Here is a 15,783-nt window from a genome sequence, read left to right as displayed (position 1 = left end):
ATATAACAACATAAAATACACTAAGTTATTTTATTGAACATATATCGTACTTTATCTATCCGACTATTTGGACGACGGGGCTGGCAAACAGGTTCACCGGTAGTAACATGGTACCCTTTTAACTCTGTTAAACAAACACTACGTCCATTTGTAAAGAAAGTTAAATCACTACGATATTCTTGAATACACCGAGCAGGGATTTCTCCACTAAGAATGACCTCATTATTTTTCAATTGAGTGTCTACGATGTTCGCACAATATTTAGGAGCATCGTTGTATGCTCGTGAAAGATATTCCTGTGGCGCATAAATTTTAAAACTAAGATATGGCTCTAACAATTCTGTTCCAGCTTTTTTTAAGACTTGTTCCAATACAATAGGAGCAAGCATCCGAAAATCTGCTGGGGTACTAACAGGGCTATAGTATAAGCCATACTTAAAACAGATTTTACAGTCCGTCACATTCCAACCATACAATCCTTGTTCACAGCCATAGCGTATCCCCTCCATAACTGCATTTTGAAACGATTGATTTAAGTATCCAAGAGAAACCGAGCTCTCATACTGTACTCCGCTCCCTAATGGAAGCTGTGCTACAGATAGACCAATGGAAGCCCAGAAAGGATTCGGTGGAACTTCGATGTGAATGGTATACTCTGCTTTTTTTAACGGTCTTTCCATATAAATGACTGTAGGCTCTTTTATTTCTATCTCCACATGATACTTTTCTTGCAGCAGAGCACAAGTCACTTCCATTTGTACTTTCCCTAAGAAAGAAAGTATGATTTCATGTGTCGCAGAATCCACATAATATCGCAGAAGCGGGTCACTGTCGGAGATTTCTAAAAGTGCATCAAGTAACATTTCCCTTTGTTGAGGTTTGCTCGGTTCAACAGTCGTTTGCAGCAGAGGGAGGGGATTTTCAATTCTCTCTCTCTGTGGCAATAGCTTTGTATCTCCAAGAACACTATTTAACTTCAAAAACTCATTCTGCAAAATAACAATTTCCCCGGAATAAGCCTTATCGATTTTACATAATTCACCATTTATTGAAGTATACATTTCTGTAATTTTTATTTTTTCCTTTTCCGATATTCTAACCGAATCTCGCAAATGCAGTACGCCACTATAAAGACGTATATATGCAAGACGCTGTCTTTTTTCCGAATACTCAATTTTGAAAACTTTTCCGCAAAGTTCAGACTGACCTCGATGTGTTGATGAATAAAATTTATTCGTAATCACTTCTATAAGGTTATCAATCCCTATATTGTTTTTTGCACTTCCGTGATAAACAGGGAACAGGGAACAATTATGAAATCTTATGCTTTCCTCTTGTTCGAGTTCCAATGCTTCTAATGATTTACCGGACATATATTTCTCTAAAAGGTCATCGTTTCCCTCTATTACCGTATCCCATTGTTCAGATTCGGTAAAGTTCGTCACACACATATTAGGATACAGTTCTACCTTCTGTTTGATTACAATTTCGGCAGAAAGTTTCTCTTTAATATCCTGATAAACCGTTGATAAATCAATTCCATTTTGGTCAATCTTATTGATAAAAAAGATTGTGGGAATCCCCATTTTCCTAAGTGCATGAAATAATATACGAGTTTGTGCTTGTACGCCATCTTTTGCAGAAATCAGTAGAATTGCCCCATCTAAAACTGATAATGAACGATATACTTCTGCTAAGAAATCCATATGTCCTGGCGTGTCTATGATGTTCACCTTCGTATTTTCCCACTGAAAAGAGGTTATTCCTGTCTGAATTGTAATTCCTCTCTGACGTTCTAAAAGCGTATTATCCGTCCTCGTTGTACCTTTGTCCACGCTTCCTAATTCTGTAATCGCTCCACTGTTATATAATAAGCTTTCTGTTAAGGTAGTTTTTCCTGCATCAACATGAGCTAAAACTCCAATATTAATAATTTTCATGTGATTTTCCTCCATTCAAAAACCCAAAAGGGCATAAAAATCCCAGTGATAAATACTTTTATCACTGGGATTTTTATGCATAACCATAGGTATACAAAGCATACAGATATTCTCTGGATACTTTAGAATCACATGATAAAGGTATTCTTAAACTGGGTACAAAAAACTAAGCCCTCCTAAAAAAGGACATCTAATTATTTGTTCCCGCTATCAAATTGACAGTTTATTTAAGAATACCTTGCCGCATATTTATTAACTCCTTTTAAATAGTCACTTAAATTATAGCACGTAAGAGCATATTTGTAAAGGAATCTCCAATTTTTTATCAAAAAGAGTACATGATTACAAAGTATCTGTAATCATGTACCAATATTTGTTATTTTACAATCTTCCAATTACTCCCGTTCTTTTCAAGTACCAAATCAAATTGAGATACCTGCGTTGCTTTGGTCTGCTGGTCGATATACTCCACTGTCAGCGATACCGTGACTTGATTATCCTTACGATTGTGAATAGGATTTACCAGTTCTTGAAAGATGTACTCTTTTCCGATTGGTTTTAATATCCCGTCATTCACATAGTAGGAAAGTTCACTGGCTGTCGCTGTAGGATAGAGCTTGAAGAACGTCGTTAAAAACTCATTGATTTCATTGGTTGTAATGGAATCAACCGTCCCCTCACTTTCAATGGCTTTTGGTTTATAACTTGATTTCTTAGGTATGTTGGTAATGGTCGGATTCTTAACCAGTACCATATTTCCAGAACCATCTACATAGACACTCACTATATAAGCAGAGTGGACGGTCTTTGTATTTTCTCCCTCTGTAATGAGCTGGTCTACACTGTAGGTTACATTAAACTCATTGTCGCCAGTTGGCTCTACCGTCCATATCTGAAATCCTCTTACAGAAGACGATACAGGAATATCTTTGCGTACTGTATCAACATTGAGAGCTTGAAGTTCATCTGTCAGATAGCCTTTTAGACTTTCCATTCGATTATCAATGGACTTATCGGATTGCTCCCATGAATAGTAGACTTTCGCAAAGTTCTCTACAAAATTTTCTACATGATGAGTATCAACGTATTCCTTTTCTATGATAGTTGTTTCGTGAATAGTATGAGTATCTATAGCTGTAAAGTGCTTGAATATCGCAAAGCTGAAACTAAGCCCTAAAAGTACCCACAAGGCAATCACAACCTTTTTATGAGGATTGACCTTATAGACACGAGGTTTCTTTTCCTTTGGTATCTGTTTTTCTTTATTCTGATTTTTTCTAAATTTCATCATTAAATCTTCCTTTCTCATTGTTTGATTCGTCCTGCTCCCACTAAATGCTGTTGCCAGTAGGGGCTTGTTAAGTCGGCATAACCGATTGGGTCGCCTGCATGAAACATACGGTCTTGATAAAGACTACCTTGCAGGAGCTAACATTGCTGCCTTTGAAAATGTAGCAAACGCTATGATTGCACAAGGTATTGTTTAAGATTCATTTGCTTAATCCTCAATCACTCTGATTGGGGATTTTTACATTGGGTTCAAAAAAAGCTCACCATTAACAGTGAGTTTTAACATCAGAATTTATTTTACTTTCATTAGGGCAGATGACAAACATTCAACAATTTCATCAACTGTTTCATCTATGTTTATAGTTCCTTCATCATTCAACATCATTGGAATAAGATAAGAAAAACTCAATGCTAATATGTAACGAACAATTCTTTCATTTGACCAATTTAGAATAAGTCCTTTTTCTTTAAATTGATTCAAAACGGGGCTAATTGGTTCTATTATAGATTGAACAATAATATTTCCTAACTGGATAGAAAGATTTTTATCAATAAAAGAACGCCCCAAGAGAATTTTAACATGCATTTGATTCTCCTGAATGAAAAAGAGCCTATCTTTAACAATACTTTTTAAAAAGAAGGGAAAAGTTTCTTGATCTACTGTGAATTTTTTTTCTGAGAAATCCGCAATCACTTCTGGAATAACCTGTTCTAGAAAAGTAGATAAAATGGCTTCTAAAATACCTTCCTTTGTTTTAAAGTAACTAAAAACAGTTCCTTCTGACACTCCAGCGCGTTCGGCAATAAGGCTGGACGTTGTATTTTCAAATCCAATTTCTGAGAATAATTTTAAGCTTGATAATAATACTCGACGTTGTTTCAAGCTCAAGTTGCTAACTTCTAACGTCTGAGCATACTTTTGTTCTAAACTTTCCATCGCTAGCACCTCTCTTCTACTCTCTTACTTTTACGACTTTTTTGCCTCGACTGTGTCCCATTTTCAGACTACGATAGGCTTCTCTAACTGACTTTAGAGAAAAGTCATACACTTGATCAATTTTCAGCTGAACCTTCCCGTCTGAGACCATTTCAGCTAAAGTGCTAAAATCATCATATGTGGAATGTCTCGGACCAGTAAACTGAGCACCTTTTATCATAACATAGGGCGAAGGTACTAATGTCCCAATAGCTGTCCCTTTCAAGCCTAAACTAAAAGCCAATCTAACATAATCAGATCCATAACAATCCAAAAATTTTGTAATAGGCGTTGGACTAGCTGATAGAAGAGCCTTCTTGATATTCTCTTCGTAACTTACTGGTATGGCACCTAAAGACTTCAGATACTCTGCATTTTTCTTACTTGCTATTCCAATCACTGTCGCCCCCTTAGCAACTGCATACTGTACTGCAATACTTCCAATACCTCCTGCTGCAGCTGAAATAACAACAGTATCTCTTGAATTTAAACCGATTCTTCTAAAAGCCCCACCCACAGTTAGAGCAGCTACTCCCATAGTAGCTGCGTGAGTCATGTCGATCATCTCTGGTTTGAATACAATTTCCGATTCATTGACACAAATTTCTGTTGCTAAAGCTCCCCTCTTAGTTCCCAAACCAGGATCGCTAATCATTGTTCCAAACACCTTATCTCCTACTGAAAACCTAGTTACTTCATTTCCAACTTCTGTAATAACTCCAGAAAAATCTCTCCCCACACCTCTTGGAAATAGAGATGATTTGGATTCAAACCAACGACTTGGTTTCCTTAATTTCGTTATAAAAGATAGAAATCGAAGGGGTTTCGCTCCCTCAAAAGTTTTATAATCAATAGGATTTAAACCAACAGCATGAACTTCTACTCTCACTTGATTTACATCCAAGGCTGTAGAGTCTATCTGCAGCAAATCCAAGTCCTCTTCGTTACCGAAACGACTGTACTCTATTGCTTCAACAACCATTTTCTTTACTCCTTAATTTCACAAAAATTGAGTGAGCACTCATTTTTATAAATTATACTCTTAATTTGTAAGAAAATCAATATTATCGTTTGATAACGATTTATGACATGATACAAATATCCATCATTTCGATTTACCAATATGATTCTTTCAATCTAACTCTCCTCACTTTTAAAGATTCCTTTCCCCCTTTTTGCCCCATGACAGATAAAAAGAAAAACCGCTAGTCCTAAGAATAGCGGTTTAATCATGTTTTTAAGCTACTAATGTAGTTGCTCTATTATTTAAGAGTAACTGAAGCTCCAGCTTCTTCCAATTTAGCTTTGATTTCTTCAGCTTCTGCAGTTGCAACGCCTTCTTTAACAAGTGCTGGTGCACCGTCAACAAGTTCTTTAGCTTCTTTAAGACCAAGACCTGTGATTTCACGTACAACTTTGATAACGCCAACTTTTTTGTCGCCTGCAGATGTCAATTCAACGTCGAATGAATCTTTAGCAGCACCAGCGTCAGCAGCACCAGCTGCAGCAACAGCTACAGGAGCAGCTGCAGTTACACCAAATTCTTCTTCGATAGCTTTTACAAGGTCGTTCAATTCAAGGATTGAAGCTTCTTTAATTTCAGCAATAATGTTTTCAATGTTCAATGCCATTGTTATTTCCTCCAAATATGTTTTAAATTTATAATAGATTTTCGTAGCTAGGCTACGCTGCGTAGCTTAAGATTAAGCTGCGTCTTCTTTGTTGTCTGCAACCGCTTTGACTGCAAGAGCAACGTTGCGCACTGGCGCTTGAAGTACAGAAAGGAGCATAGAAAGAAGTCCTTCGCGGTTTGGAAGAGTTGCAAGTGCAAGAATCTCTTCTTTAGATGCGACAGCGCCTTCGATTGCACCACCTTTGATTTCAAGTGCTTCAGCGTTTTTAGAAAAGTCGTTCAAGATTTTCGCTGGTGCGATAACATCTTCGTTAGAAAATGCTACTGCAGATGGTCCAACAAATACAGATGCAAGGTCTTCAAGACCAGCTTTTTCAGCTGCACGACGCAAGATTGAGTTTTTAATCACTTTGTACTCAACTTCGCTTCCACGAAGCTCACGACGAAGAACTGTATCTTGCTCAACTGTCAAACCACGAGCGTCTACAACGACGATAGATGCAGCAGCTTTCATTTTTTCAGCTACTACGTCAACTAGTTCCGCTTTTTTAGCAATAATTGCTTCACTCATTAGTGTGTTCACCTCCGTTATTATTTTGCTTGGGGAATTTTTCCAAAAGAAAAACGCGCCCAAACCTAGACACGAAAGTACAATACGCTTCTTTTTACATGATACGTTTTGTCCTCGGTAGGATCCTTATGAGTCGAGCTCCCCTACTGTCTTAGGCAGTTTTTTCAAACCGTATATAAGTATAGCATAGTCAAAAAAAGAATGCAAGATTTTTGCAAACTTTTTTTAAAAATTTTTTCGTGATTTTTCTTTTAAAGTTCTACTGTTAGGACTTGACCTTGCTTGACAACTTGTTGTCCGGCGATATAGACATCATCAACATCACTGGATTTAACAGCATAAACCAGGTGAGAGAGCATATTTTCTTGGGGTTGAAGATGGATTTTCCCTTGTGGTTGGATGACCAGAAAATCTGCTTGCTTGCCAACTTCCAGACTTCCTATCTGTTCGTCCATTCCAAGAACCTTAGCACCTTCTATCGTTAGAACTTTGAGGGCTGTTTCGATTGGAAACTGATTGGCATCTCCACTCTTCATTTTCTGTAAGAGAGCTGCTGTTCGTCCTTCCTCAAACATATCAAGATTGTTGTTGGAAGCAACTGAATCAGTCGCAATTCCGACTGCTACTCCTGCTTTTTGCAGTTGGATGATGGGAGCAATCCCTGATGCCAATTTGAGGTTACTAATAGGATTATGCGCAACAGCTACTTGAGAAGTTGCTAAGCGTTCAATTTCTCGCTCGTTTAATTCGACCCCGTGAGCAAAGACAGACGGATGCTCTAAGTAACCCAGTTCTTCTAGAAAGGTGAGGGGGCGTTTGCCGTATCGTTTTAGGATAATTCCTGATTCCTCCTTGGTCTCCGCCACATGGATATGGATGGGAATATTCAGCTCTTTTGCCATATCTAGACTCTCTTCCAGCAAGTCTCTACTACAGCTGTAGGGAGAATGTGGTGCCACCATCACCTTGAAATTTGGATCTTCATATCCTATGATTGTTTCGATAATAGCTCGTGTTCTGCTTATAGTCTCAGCAGTTGTTTCTGTATCTGAAGAAAAGAGGGTCGGTGAGAAATAACAACGCATCTTGGAAGCCTTGACTGCCTGATAAATCTGCTCAATCTCCACTCCATTGGGATTATACATATCGTTAAAGGTTGTTGTTCCTGACTGGAGCATTTCTGTCAGCGCTTCTTTGACCGCCTTGGTAGTCATATCTGGTGTAAACTCAGCTTCTGCTGGCCAGATATAGTCATTGAGCCATTCATGGAGATTGCTATCATCTCGAATCCCTCTCAAGCCTGTCATAGCAGAATGGGTATGGCAATTGACCAAACCAGGCATGATCCAGGCTCCCTGATAGTCTATAATCTGCTCAGCTTGCTCTAAAATCTCTGACTTCTCTTGACCAACATAGACGATTTGAGAATCCTTAACAGCTAAGATTCCATTTAGATAAACATGGAAATCTTTGTCACAAGTCACGATATTTACATGCTGAAAGACTTTCATTATAGGCTCCTTTTCTAAAATACAATTTAAAGTGAATAATTTTTCTAGCTATTGTAACAAAAAAGTCACCCTAAGGCAACTTTTTTTGTCCATAAGATTTTAAAGTAGAAATGATTAGTCAGAGCTAAAAGCTGCAGCTTGCTGCATTTGGTAATACTTGCCCTTTCTAGCCATGAGTTCCTGATGATTACCATGCTCAACAATATCACCATCAACCAAGACAAGAATCAAATCCGCATCTTGAATGGTTGACAAGCGGTGGGCGATGATAAAACTTGTACGTCCCTTCATGAGCTTGGCAAAGGCATCCTGAACCAATACTTCTGTCCGTGTATCGATAGAAGAAGTCGCCTCGTCTAAGATAAGAATCTTTGGAATAGCCAGAAAGACACGCGCAATGGTCAAAAGTTGAGCCTGACCGACAGAGAGAGATTCTCCTGCATTTTCCAACTTGGTATCGTATCCCTGCGGCAACTGTTGGATGAAAAAGTCTGCATTGGCTGCTTTGGCAGCAGCAATCACCTGCTCCCTACTGGCATCAGGATTTCCAAAAGCAATATTGTCATGAATGCTCCCTTGCTTGAGCCAGGTTTCTTGAAGCACCATTCCAAACTGCTGGCGTAAAGAGGCACGACTATAGTCATAAATGGATCGTCCGTCTAGCAAGATATCTCCCGAGTTAATGGGATAAAAACACATAAGAAGATTGATAAGGGTTGATTTTCCAGCACCAGTCGGACCAACAATAGCTACCTTGCTGCCAGCTGGAATATCAATAGATAAATCCTTAATCAAAATCTTTTCAGGATGGTAGCCAAAAGAAACATGCTTAAAGGAAATAGCCCCCTTAACCTGGTCACTGGTCAAAACTTCCTTGCCTGTTTCAGCCACTTCAGGACTTTCTAAGATAGCATAGATGCGCTCTGCACAAGCTAACGCACTTTGTAACTCAGCTAGAACTGAAGAAATATCGTTAAAGGGCTTGGTGTACTGTTGGACATAATTCAAAAAAGTCACTAAACGCCCAATGGTCAAGGTGGACCCCATCATGATACGATAAGCTCCTACTCCAGCTAAAAGCGCATAAATGAGTGCATTGACAAAGCGAGTCGAAGGATTAACCGTTGAAGAATAAAAGATGGCAGACTGAGAATAGCCTGCGTAGTTGGCATTCGCCTCATGCAATCTTTTCATAAACTCTTCCTGAGCATTGAAGGACTGGATAATCGTCTGCTGGCTAAGCGATTCTTCAATCAACTGAGTCTGAATGCCTCTCGTCTCTGTTTGCTTCTGGAAGAGATGATAAGAGCGTTTGGCAATAAAGCGTGAAATCACCATGGACAGTGGTGTCAGCAACAAGACCAAGAGGGTCATGAGGAGGTGAATTTGAAGCATGGCTAGAATACTTACCAAAATCATCAAAACACCAATGAAAAATTGGTTAAAAATCATGGTCAAACCAGCTGCCAACTGTTCTATGTCCGTGGTTACACGACTGACCATCTCGCCACCGCCTTGCCGATCCACAAAGGCAATCGGTAGCCGATGGAGCTTATGGATGATTCGCTCTCGCAAGTCTCTGGTATAAGAGAAGATTAGACGATTATAAAGAAGAGGATTGGCCCATTGTACCAGAGTATTTCCTATGACTACCAAGAGCATCTGGAGAAAAATTTGCCAAAAAACTGGTGAAGATCCAGCCACTAGGACTTGATCTATAACCTGCCCAATCAGGATAGGTAAATAAATTGATAAGCCAACTTGGGCAATAGTTCCTAGAAAGGCTAGAAAAAGAAGGAACGGATGACTTGCTAAATCTTTTGCCAAACGTTTGAGCGTCTGGTTTGCAGTTTGTCGTCTCATGCTAGTCCTCCTTTCCATGTTGGGATGCATTGATTTCACGATAGACTTGGCTAGTCTTCATCAAGTCCTCGTGCTTGCCGATAGCTAGGAGCTCACCTTTTTCCAAGAGGAGAATCTGGTCAGCCATCTGTAGTGTCGAAGTCCGTTGAGAAATCAAGATTAAGCTTGTATTTGGCAAATTTTCTCGAATAGCTTTCAAGAGCTTGGACTCGGTGATGGTGTCAAGGGCCGAGGTCGCATCATCTAGGATAAGGAACGGAGCTTGGCGCAAGACTGCACGCGCGATAGACAGCCTTTGTTTTTGTCCGCCTGAGAAATTTCGACCTCCTACCTCAACAGTTGCATCCAAGAGCCTTTCCTTTTCACTGACAAAATCCTTAGCTTGCGCAATTTCCAAGGCCTGCCAGAGTTCTTGGTCAGATACTTCTTGATTGAAACCCAAAGTCAAGTTGGAACGAATAGTTCCCTTAAAGAGTTCGACCTTTTGGGGCACATAGGCAATCCAAGACCGCCACTGCTCAAGATTAAGAGGACTACGTCCATTTCGATAAAGGTCAATGCTTCCCTTATCTGCTGGGTAAAGTCCAAGTAAGACTTGCACCAAGCTTGATTTACCAGAACCCGTTCCCCCAATGATACCAAGGATTTGCCCTTGCTTCATATCAAAGGAAATGCCTCTCAGAGAAGGCTGGGCCGCATCTGGATATGTAAAGGTCAGTTCTTGGACTTGTAAAACCTGATTGCTGGTAGCTTGCTTTTGTTCTAACTCTGAGTAGATATCCTCTGGAGCTTCAGCAAAGACTTCCTCGATTCTCTTGGCTGAGATATAGGACTGGTTAAGAGAATTGATCAGCATGGCGAGCTTAACCAATTCCACCAAAATTTGTAAGAGATAGTTGATAAGGGCAATCAGGGCACCCTGACTGAGTAAACCTCCTTGAATTGAAATATAGCCCTGCCAGATAATAACGAGGAGAGTTCCATTAACAATCAGATAAGTCAGAGGGGTTAATAAACTAGACCAGAAACCCGTCTTTTCTTGCAATCTAGCATAGACTTGGTTAAGGGTTTGAAAAATATGTAATTCTCGTTTTTCTTGTCCAAAAGCACGAATAACCCGCATGCCTTGTAATTGCTGGCGCGTTTCCTGAACCAACTGGTCCGTTTTCTTTCTGAGACTGCTGTAGAGAGGATTGACCAATCGAGAAAGACCTACAATGACGATGGTCAAAATGACAACCATGACCAAGAACCAGAAAGTCAGCTCAGACGAGATGCGATAGGCCATAAAAATGGCACCAAAAACAATAATAGGCGCTCGCAAAAAGAGACGCAGGAATTGATTGATACCAGTCTGAATCTGATAGGTGTCCGAAGTCAAGCGAGTTACCAAGCTAGAAGTTGTCAGACGATCTCTGCTATACTTGGGTAAGGAAAGAATATGACGATAAAGGTCGTCTGTCAGTTCTTTGGTAAAACCAACCGCTGCCTTGGCTGAGTAAAACTGGGCTACCAAGGCCACTAAAACGCCAATCACTGCAAAGATAAGGAGTAGGCCAATCTGCATCCATAGATGCCCTTGATCTCTCTGGGGCAAGGATTGGTCAACAATCCCTGCAATCACCATGGGAACCAGGAGCTCAAACACAGCTTCTAGTAGCTTGAACAAGGGTGCCAAAATCGATTCCTTGATGTAGGGTTTAAAGTAAGATAGTAAGTGTTTCATAAATCCCTTCTATTCTTATTCTGAAAATGAAGAAAGTGGGAAGTCCCACCCTCTGAATTTTATTTGTTTAAGTAAGGTAATAGATAGCCATATCCTGCTTCGTCCATCTCATCCTTGGATACAAAGCGTAAGGAAGCGGAATTGATACAGTAACGGAGGCCACCAAACTCACGCGGTCCATCTGTGAAAACATGACCCAAGTGAGCATTTCCTGAACGAGAACGAACTTCAATTCGCTCCATTCCATGGCTCAAGTCTTTGTAATAATGAATCAACTCCTTGGAAATCGGACGGCTAAAACTTGGCCAACCACAACCTGAGGCAAACTTATCCTTAGCAAAGAAGAGTGGCTCACCCGTCGTAATGTCTACATAAATGCCCTCTTCAAAGGTTTGATCATAGGCATTGGTAAATGGAGCCTCTGTGGCAGCTTCTTGGGTAACACGATAGGATTCTTCAGATAAACTGCCCTTTAACACCTCTTGACTAGGTTTTTCATAGCTTGCTGCATCAATCAATGGCTTATCAGCATCGGTCACATCGATATGACAGTAACCTGAAGGATTTTTCTTAAGATAGTCTTGGTGGTAGTCTTCAGCCAGAATGTAATGACGTAGTTTCTCCACTTCCACTGCAATCTTTCGACCCAGCATGCGCTCCTGCTCCTGCACCACAGTGTAGACAGTTGGCAAGTCTACTTCGTCCTGGTAATAAATCCCAGTTCGATATTGGCGACCACGGTCATTCCCTTGTTGATTGATGGATAAAGGGTCGATGACACGGAAATAATAAAGTAAAATCTCTCTGAGTGACACTGCCTTCTCATCGTAAATCACTTGAACCGTTTCTGCATGGTCTGTTTCCTTGAGCAACTGGTAATTGGTCGTTTCGAATTGACCATTAGCGTAGCCAACACTGGTTGTTAGCACTCCAGAAATTCGTGAAAAATATTCCTCTAGACCCCAAAAACAACCACCTGCTAGATAAATTTCTGCCATCTTTATTTCTCCTTTATCAAGTTTTTAACTAATACTCTTCGAAAATTAAATTCAAACCACGTCAGCTTCCATCTGCAGCCTCAAAACAGTGTTTTGAGCAGCCTGCGGCTAGCTTCCTAGTTTGCTCTTTGATTTTCATTGAGTATAAACTTCTTTTCAAAAAAAGGATAGGAAGCCCTCTGATCAAGAGTTTCCCCATCCTATCTTCTATTCTTTATTTTGCTTCGACACGGACACCTTGGGTATCAACTTTCAAGTCATGAAGTTTTCCTTTGAAAGGTTGCTTTTCCAATTCCGCCTTAATCGTTGGCATCTTGTCATGAGAAGCCAAAACCATAACTGTCGGCCCAGCACCAGAAAGGTAGGTTGCATAGGCACCATTTTCTTTGGCTACTTGCTTAATCGTTGCAAATTCTCTCACCAAGTCCTGACGATAGCGCTCGTGGAAGAGGTCGCCCTCGATTGCTTGCCCAGCGGTCACCATGTCTCCTGCCAACAAGGCTGCAACCGCCACATTGGCGATAGAACTAGCCGCAACAGCTTCCTTGTAAGACAATTTCTTAGGCAAGACGCCACGGCTGTCTCGAGTACGCAATTCATAGTTTGGAATGTAGGCTAGGAAATCACACTCTGGGAAGTCTGCTACGATAGCAGAAACTTGCCCTTCAACGGAACTTGCAATAACGAGATTACCATAAATGGCTGGAGCCACATTGTCAGGATGCCCTTCAATCTTTGTCGCTAACTGCAATTTTTCATGGTCTGTCAAGTTGAGCTTACCCAATTGATTGGCTAGTTCAATCCCAGCAACGATAACCGAGCTAGAAGAACCCAAACCACGCGCCAAGGGAACATCACTGGTCATTTTCAAACGTTTTGGTTGCAGGTCTGGTACAATTTGCAAAGCGATTTTGAGCAAGAGATTGCGCTCGTCATGTGGAATCCATTTGCCAATCTGGTGTTCAATCAGCCACTCATCTCGTTCTTCACAGACCTCTATTTGAAGATACTTGGTTACAGCTACACCGACCGAGTCAAAACCTGGCCCGATATTGGCACTGGTTGCAGGTACAATAATCTTCATCTTATTCTCCTAACACCTTGAAGGTATTCAAGAGGTCGAATTCTGAAACCTTCATCAATTCAGCTGAAACATTTTCAAGCTGGGCTTTATTGATCTTATGTGTAATAATCACAACACGCGCCTTGTCATCTTCTTTGCCATCTTGGAGGATTTGCTTGAAGGAAATATCTTGAGCGTTGAAAATCTCAGCCAATTTCAAGACTTGACCTTTTGAGTCTGGAGCCAAGATTGAGAAGTAGTAATTTGCTTTGACATCTTCTGGATTTGCCAAGACCAAGTCACGGCTATATTCGTTGAAATCTTTACCGATGGTTCCATCATTCAAGCGACGAACAATACGGACAATATCCGCCACAACACTTGTTGCAGTTGGTTTTTGACCAGCACCTGGTCCGTAGTACATAGACTCACCGATACCAATAGATTCTACAAAGACAGCGTTCATCACCCCATTCACACTAGCGAGTGGGTGCGCTTTAGGTAGGAAGGTTGGAGTTACTTCCGCAGCAATTCCTGAAGGAGTTTCCTCGATAGAACCAACCAATTTCACTACATAGCCAAGATCTTGGGCTACAGCTACGTCTTCTGGTGTGATGTTGCGGATTCCCTTGTGGGCTACATCGTCAAAGGCAACCTTCATACCAAAGGCAAATTGGCTCAAAATCACCATCTTGTATGCTGCATCAATCCCATCTACGTCATTTGTCGGGTCACTTTCTGCAAAACCAAGTCTTTGAGCTTCCGCAAGAGCATCATCGTAAGACCATCCTTCTTCCACCATTTTGGTCATCATGAAGTTAGAAGTTCCGTTAACCACACCAAGCACGCGAGTGATTTTATCAGAAGCCAATGAATTTGCTAGAGTGCGAAGAATTGGAATCCCACCAGCTACTGCTGCTTCATAGTAAAGTGCTACCTTGTTGGCTTTAGCGATTTCTAGCAATTCTGCGCCATGGACAGCCAAAAGGTCCTTGTTGGCAGTAACAACGTGTTTCCCAGCTTCCAAGGCACGAGTGATAAAGGTCTTAGCAGGCTCGATACGCCCCATCAATTCCACTACGATCGTAATGTCTTGGTCTGACAAAATATCATCCACATTGGTTACAAAGTTAAAGTCATTCCCTGCTGCAAGCAAGCGATTCTTTTCATCTTCATCCTTGACCAATACCTTAGCAACTTCAATCTCTGAATGTGCTGATTGTTTGATTTTTTCTCCATTTTCCTTTAGGAGGAAAGGCACACCACTTGCAACGGTACCAAATCCTAGTAAAGCAATTTTAACTGTCATGTTTGTCTCCTCGAAATTTTCTAATATAGCCATTATAACAGAATTTTGTGAAAATTCCTATTATAGTAATTCACTATTTCAGTATAAAAAGAAAAAACGAATCCCATGATTCGTCTTTCTTGATAGATGAAAATTGATTTTTAAAATTATGAACCAATCTTTTGCAAATTGAGCACTGCATCGTGATTCATCAAGACTTGACCATACTCTTGCAAAACTGAGCGACTGATGTCACTATCGTCCGCAAACTCGCGCATACGGGCCAACAGCCAAGCTGGATATGGACTTGGATGATTTTCAATATCCACTAGAATAGTCAAATAATAGCGCTCGTTCATCTTGTAGAGTTCAGAAGTTTCCATCTCAAAAGTCACTGTCTTGGCAAAAGCTACCAAGTCAGCCAACTTAGCAAAAGAAAGGATGTAGTAGATGTAAGGCTCTTTCTTGCTTTCAGCTTCTTGTTCAGCCTGCTCTTCCTCTTCTTCCTTGGCTTCAACTTGCTCTAGAGATTGAATGGCTTCGATATCATCTTTGGTTTTGTCCGCGATGCTTTTTTCTAAAGTTTTAATAAACTCATCTGGCGACATTTGAGCCAATTCTTCCATGTCTGGTAAATCTGATAAATCTTCAAAATCTAGATTTTGGTCAATCTTTGATTTGGTTACAAAAACATCAACCTTATCAGGTTTTGGAGTCACACGGAAGCTCAACATACCTGTATCCAAAAAGCTCTCAGGCATCTCTAACTCATCCAAGATGGCATAAAAGAACTCTTCTGTTTTTTCTTGAGGGACAAGAAAGTCAGCAATCTCCATGCCACGATCCATCAAATCCTCTAAAGACATCGTGATTTTTAAAGTTGTATCACTGATTTGTTTCATTTTCATTGCTAGTAACCTCATA

Annotated in this window: 13 protein-coding genes, 3 pseudogenes and 1 other annotated feature; of the genes and pseudogenes, 1 reads left to right on the top strand and 15 read right to left on the bottom strand. The window is 40.4% G+C overall.

Annotated elements, in window-relative coordinates:
- Window positions 1-20 precede the first annotated feature (20 nt).
- The 4 genes and pseudogenes from tet(M) to ACLNCV_RS06515 form a co-directional block, all read right to left on the bottom strand.
- Complete coding sequence (tet(M), locus tag ACLNCV_RS06530) at window positions 21-1,940, bottom strand: tetracycline resistance ribosomal protection protein Tet(M) (RefSeq protein ID WP_050211189.1); 1,920 nt, start codon at window positions 1,938-1,940, stop codon at window positions 21-23.
- A 15-nt stretch (window positions 1,941-1,955) separates the two neighbouring features.
- Window positions 1,956-2,003: pseudogene (locus ACLNCV_RS06525) on the bottom strand (hypothetical protein); the annotation flags it as partial.
- Window positions 2,004-2,316: 313 nt separating this feature from the next.
- Window positions 2,317-3,249, bottom strand: a complete 933-nt coding sequence (locus tag ACLNCV_RS06520; protein ID WP_001224319.1) for a conjugal transfer protein — start codon at window positions 3,247-3,249, stop codon at window positions 2,317-2,319.
- A pseudogene (locus ACLNCV_RS06515) lies at window positions 3,246-3,353 on the bottom strand (peptidase P60); the annotation flags it as partial. The pseudogene ACLNCV_RS06515 and the gene ACLNCV_RS06520, both read right to left, overlap by 4 nt.
- On the opposite strand from ACLNCV_RS06515, the pseudogene ACLNCV_RS06510 reads away from it, so the two are divergent.
- A pseudogene (locus ACLNCV_RS06510) lies at window positions 3,332-3,427 on the top strand (NADP oxidoreductase); the annotation flags it as partial. The pseudogenes ACLNCV_RS06515 and ACLNCV_RS06510 overlap by 22 nt on opposite strands.
- Window positions 3,428-3,522: 95 nt before the next feature.
- On the opposite strand, the gene ACLNCV_RS06505 reads toward ACLNCV_RS06510, so the two are convergent.
- The 11 genes from ACLNCV_RS06505 to mecA form a co-directional block, all read right to left on the bottom strand.
- A complete protein-coding gene (locus tag ACLNCV_RS06505; RefSeq protein ID WP_261116358.1) occupies window positions 3,523-4,167 on the bottom strand; it encodes a TetR/AcrR family transcriptional regulator in 645 nt (214 codons plus the stop codon).
- Between the two features lie 16 nt (window positions 4,168-4,183).
- Window positions 4,184-5,188: an NADP-dependent oxidoreductase gene (locus ACLNCV_RS06500; RefSeq protein WP_049542935.1), complete on the bottom strand. Its 1,005-nt coding sequence runs from the start codon at window positions 5,186-5,188 to the stop codon at window positions 4,184-4,186.
- A 280-nt stretch (window positions 5,189-5,468) separates the two neighbouring features.
- The gene (gene rplL / locus ACLNCV_RS06495) at window positions 5,469-5,837 is read right to left on the bottom strand and encodes a 50S ribosomal protein L7/L12 (protein ID WP_001196965.1); all 369 of its coding nucleotides are present in this window, start codon (window positions 5,835-5,837) and stop codon (window positions 5,469-5,471) included.
- Between the two features lie 72 nt (window positions 5,838-5,909).
- Window positions 5,910-6,410 carry a 50S ribosomal protein L10 gene (rplJ, locus tag ACLNCV_RS06490; protein ID WP_001287277.1) on the bottom strand — a complete coding sequence of 167 codons (501 nt, stop codon included), beginning with the start codon at window positions 6,408-6,410 and terminating at the stop codon, window positions 5,910-5,912.
- Window positions 6,411-6,448: 38 nt separating this feature from the next.
- Window positions 6,449-6,584 (bottom strand) — a sequence feature (ribosomal protein L10 leader region).
- 77 nt (window positions 6,585-6,661) lie between these two features.
- On the bottom strand, window positions 6,662-7,921 hold the full coding sequence (locus ACLNCV_RS06485; protein ID WP_261028891.1) for a TRZ/ATZ family protein: 1,260 nt from the start codon (window positions 7,919-7,921) through the stop codon (window positions 6,662-6,664).
- A 114-nt stretch (window positions 7,922-8,035) separates the two neighbouring features.
- The gene (locus ACLNCV_RS06480; protein WP_424845018.1) at window positions 8,036-9,784 is read right to left on the bottom strand and encodes an ABC transporter ATP-binding protein; all 1,749 of its coding nucleotides are present in this window, start codon (window positions 9,782-9,784) and stop codon (window positions 8,036-8,038) included.
- Between the two features lies 1 nt (window position 9,785).
- A complete protein-coding gene (locus ACLNCV_RS06475; protein ID WP_261126399.1) occupies window positions 9,786-11,510 on the bottom strand; it encodes an ABC transporter ATP-binding protein/permease in 1,725 nt (574 codons plus the stop codon).
- Window positions 11,511-11,569: 59 nt separating this feature from the next.
- Window positions 11,570-12,508, bottom strand: coding sequence for a peptide-methionine (R)-S-oxide reductase MsrB (gene msrB, locus ACLNCV_RS06470; RefSeq protein ID WP_261126396.1), 939 nt, complete (start codon window positions 12,506-12,508; stop codon window positions 11,570-11,572).
- A 214-nt stretch (window positions 12,509-12,722) separates the two neighbouring features.
- Entirely contained in the window at window positions 12,723-13,592 is an 870-nt protein-coding gene (gene thrB, locus ACLNCV_RS06465) for a homoserine kinase (protein ID WP_049516101.1), read from the bottom strand.
- Between the two features lies 1 nt (window position 13,593).
- Window positions 13,594-14,880 carry a homoserine dehydrogenase gene (locus ACLNCV_RS06460; RefSeq protein ID WP_173876003.1) on the bottom strand — a complete coding sequence of 429 codons (1,287 nt, stop codon included), beginning with the start codon at window positions 14,878-14,880 and terminating at the stop codon, window positions 13,594-13,596.
- A 146-nt stretch (window positions 14,881-15,026) separates the two neighbouring features.
- Window positions 15,027-15,767 (bottom strand): adaptor protein MecA, encoded by a 741-nt coding sequence (gene mecA / locus ACLNCV_RS06455; protein ID WP_173876737.1) that lies wholly within the window; start codon window positions 15,765-15,767, stop codon window positions 15,027-15,029.
- Between the last annotated feature and the right edge of the window lie 16 nt (window positions 15,768-15,783).

It is taken from the genome of Streptococcus sp. CL5.50 (assembly GCF_049738015.1).
In the GTDB taxonomy this organism is placed as follows: Bacteria; Bacillota; Bacilli; order Lactobacillales; family Streptococcaceae; genus Streptococcus; species Streptococcus mitis_CA.
Note: the sequence above shows the minus strand (reverse complement) of the source record. Positions and strands in the feature narration are given on the sequence as shown.

Excerpts from the sequence above, each read along its gene's own strand:
- ACLNCV_RS06520 (WP_001224319.1), bottom strand. The coding sequence starts at position 3,249 with ATGAGAAAGGAAGATTTAATGATGAAATTTAGAAAAAATCAGAATAAA.
- ACLNCV_RS06505 (WP_261116358.1), bottom strand. The coding sequence starts at position 4,167 with ATGGAAAGTTTAGAACAAAAGTATGCTCAGACGTTAGAAGTTAGCAAC.
- ACLNCV_RS06500 (WP_049542935.1), bottom strand. The coding sequence starts at position 5,188 with ATGGTTGTTGAAGCAATAGAGTACAGTCGTTTCGGTAACGAAGAGGAC.
- rplL (WP_001196965.1), bottom strand. The coding sequence starts at position 5,837 with ATGGCATTGAACATTGAAAACATTATTGCTGAAATTAAAGAAGCTTCA.
- rplJ (WP_001287277.1), bottom strand. The coding sequence starts at position 6,410 with ATGAGTGAAGCAATTATTGCTAAAAAAGCGGAACTAGTTGACGTAGTA.
- ACLNCV_RS06485 (WP_261028891.1), bottom strand. The coding sequence starts at position 7,921 with ATGAAAGTCTTTCAGCATGTAAATATCGTGACTTGTGACAAAGATTTC.
- ACLNCV_RS06480 (WP_424845018.1), bottom strand. The coding sequence starts at position 9,784 with ATGAGACGACAAACTGCAAACCAGACGCTCAAACGTTTGGCAAAAGAT.
- ACLNCV_RS06475 (WP_261126399.1), bottom strand. The coding sequence starts at position 11,510 with ATGAAACACTTACTATCTTACTTTAAACCCTACATCAAGGAATCGATT.
- msrB (WP_261126396.1), bottom strand. The coding sequence starts at position 12,508 with ATGGCAGAAATTTATCTAGCAGGTGGTTGTTTTTGGGGTCTAGAGGAA.
- thrB (WP_049516101.1), bottom strand. The coding sequence starts at position 13,592 with ATGAAGATTATTGTACCTGCAACCAGTGCCAATATCGGGCCAGGTTTT.
- ACLNCV_RS06460 (WP_173876003.1), bottom strand. The coding sequence starts at position 14,880 with ATGACAGTTAAAATTGCTTTACTAGGATTTGGTACCGTTGCAAGTGGT.
- mecA (WP_173876737.1), bottom strand. The coding sequence starts at position 15,767 with ATGAAAATGAAACAAATCAGTGATACAACTTTAAAAATCACGATGTCT.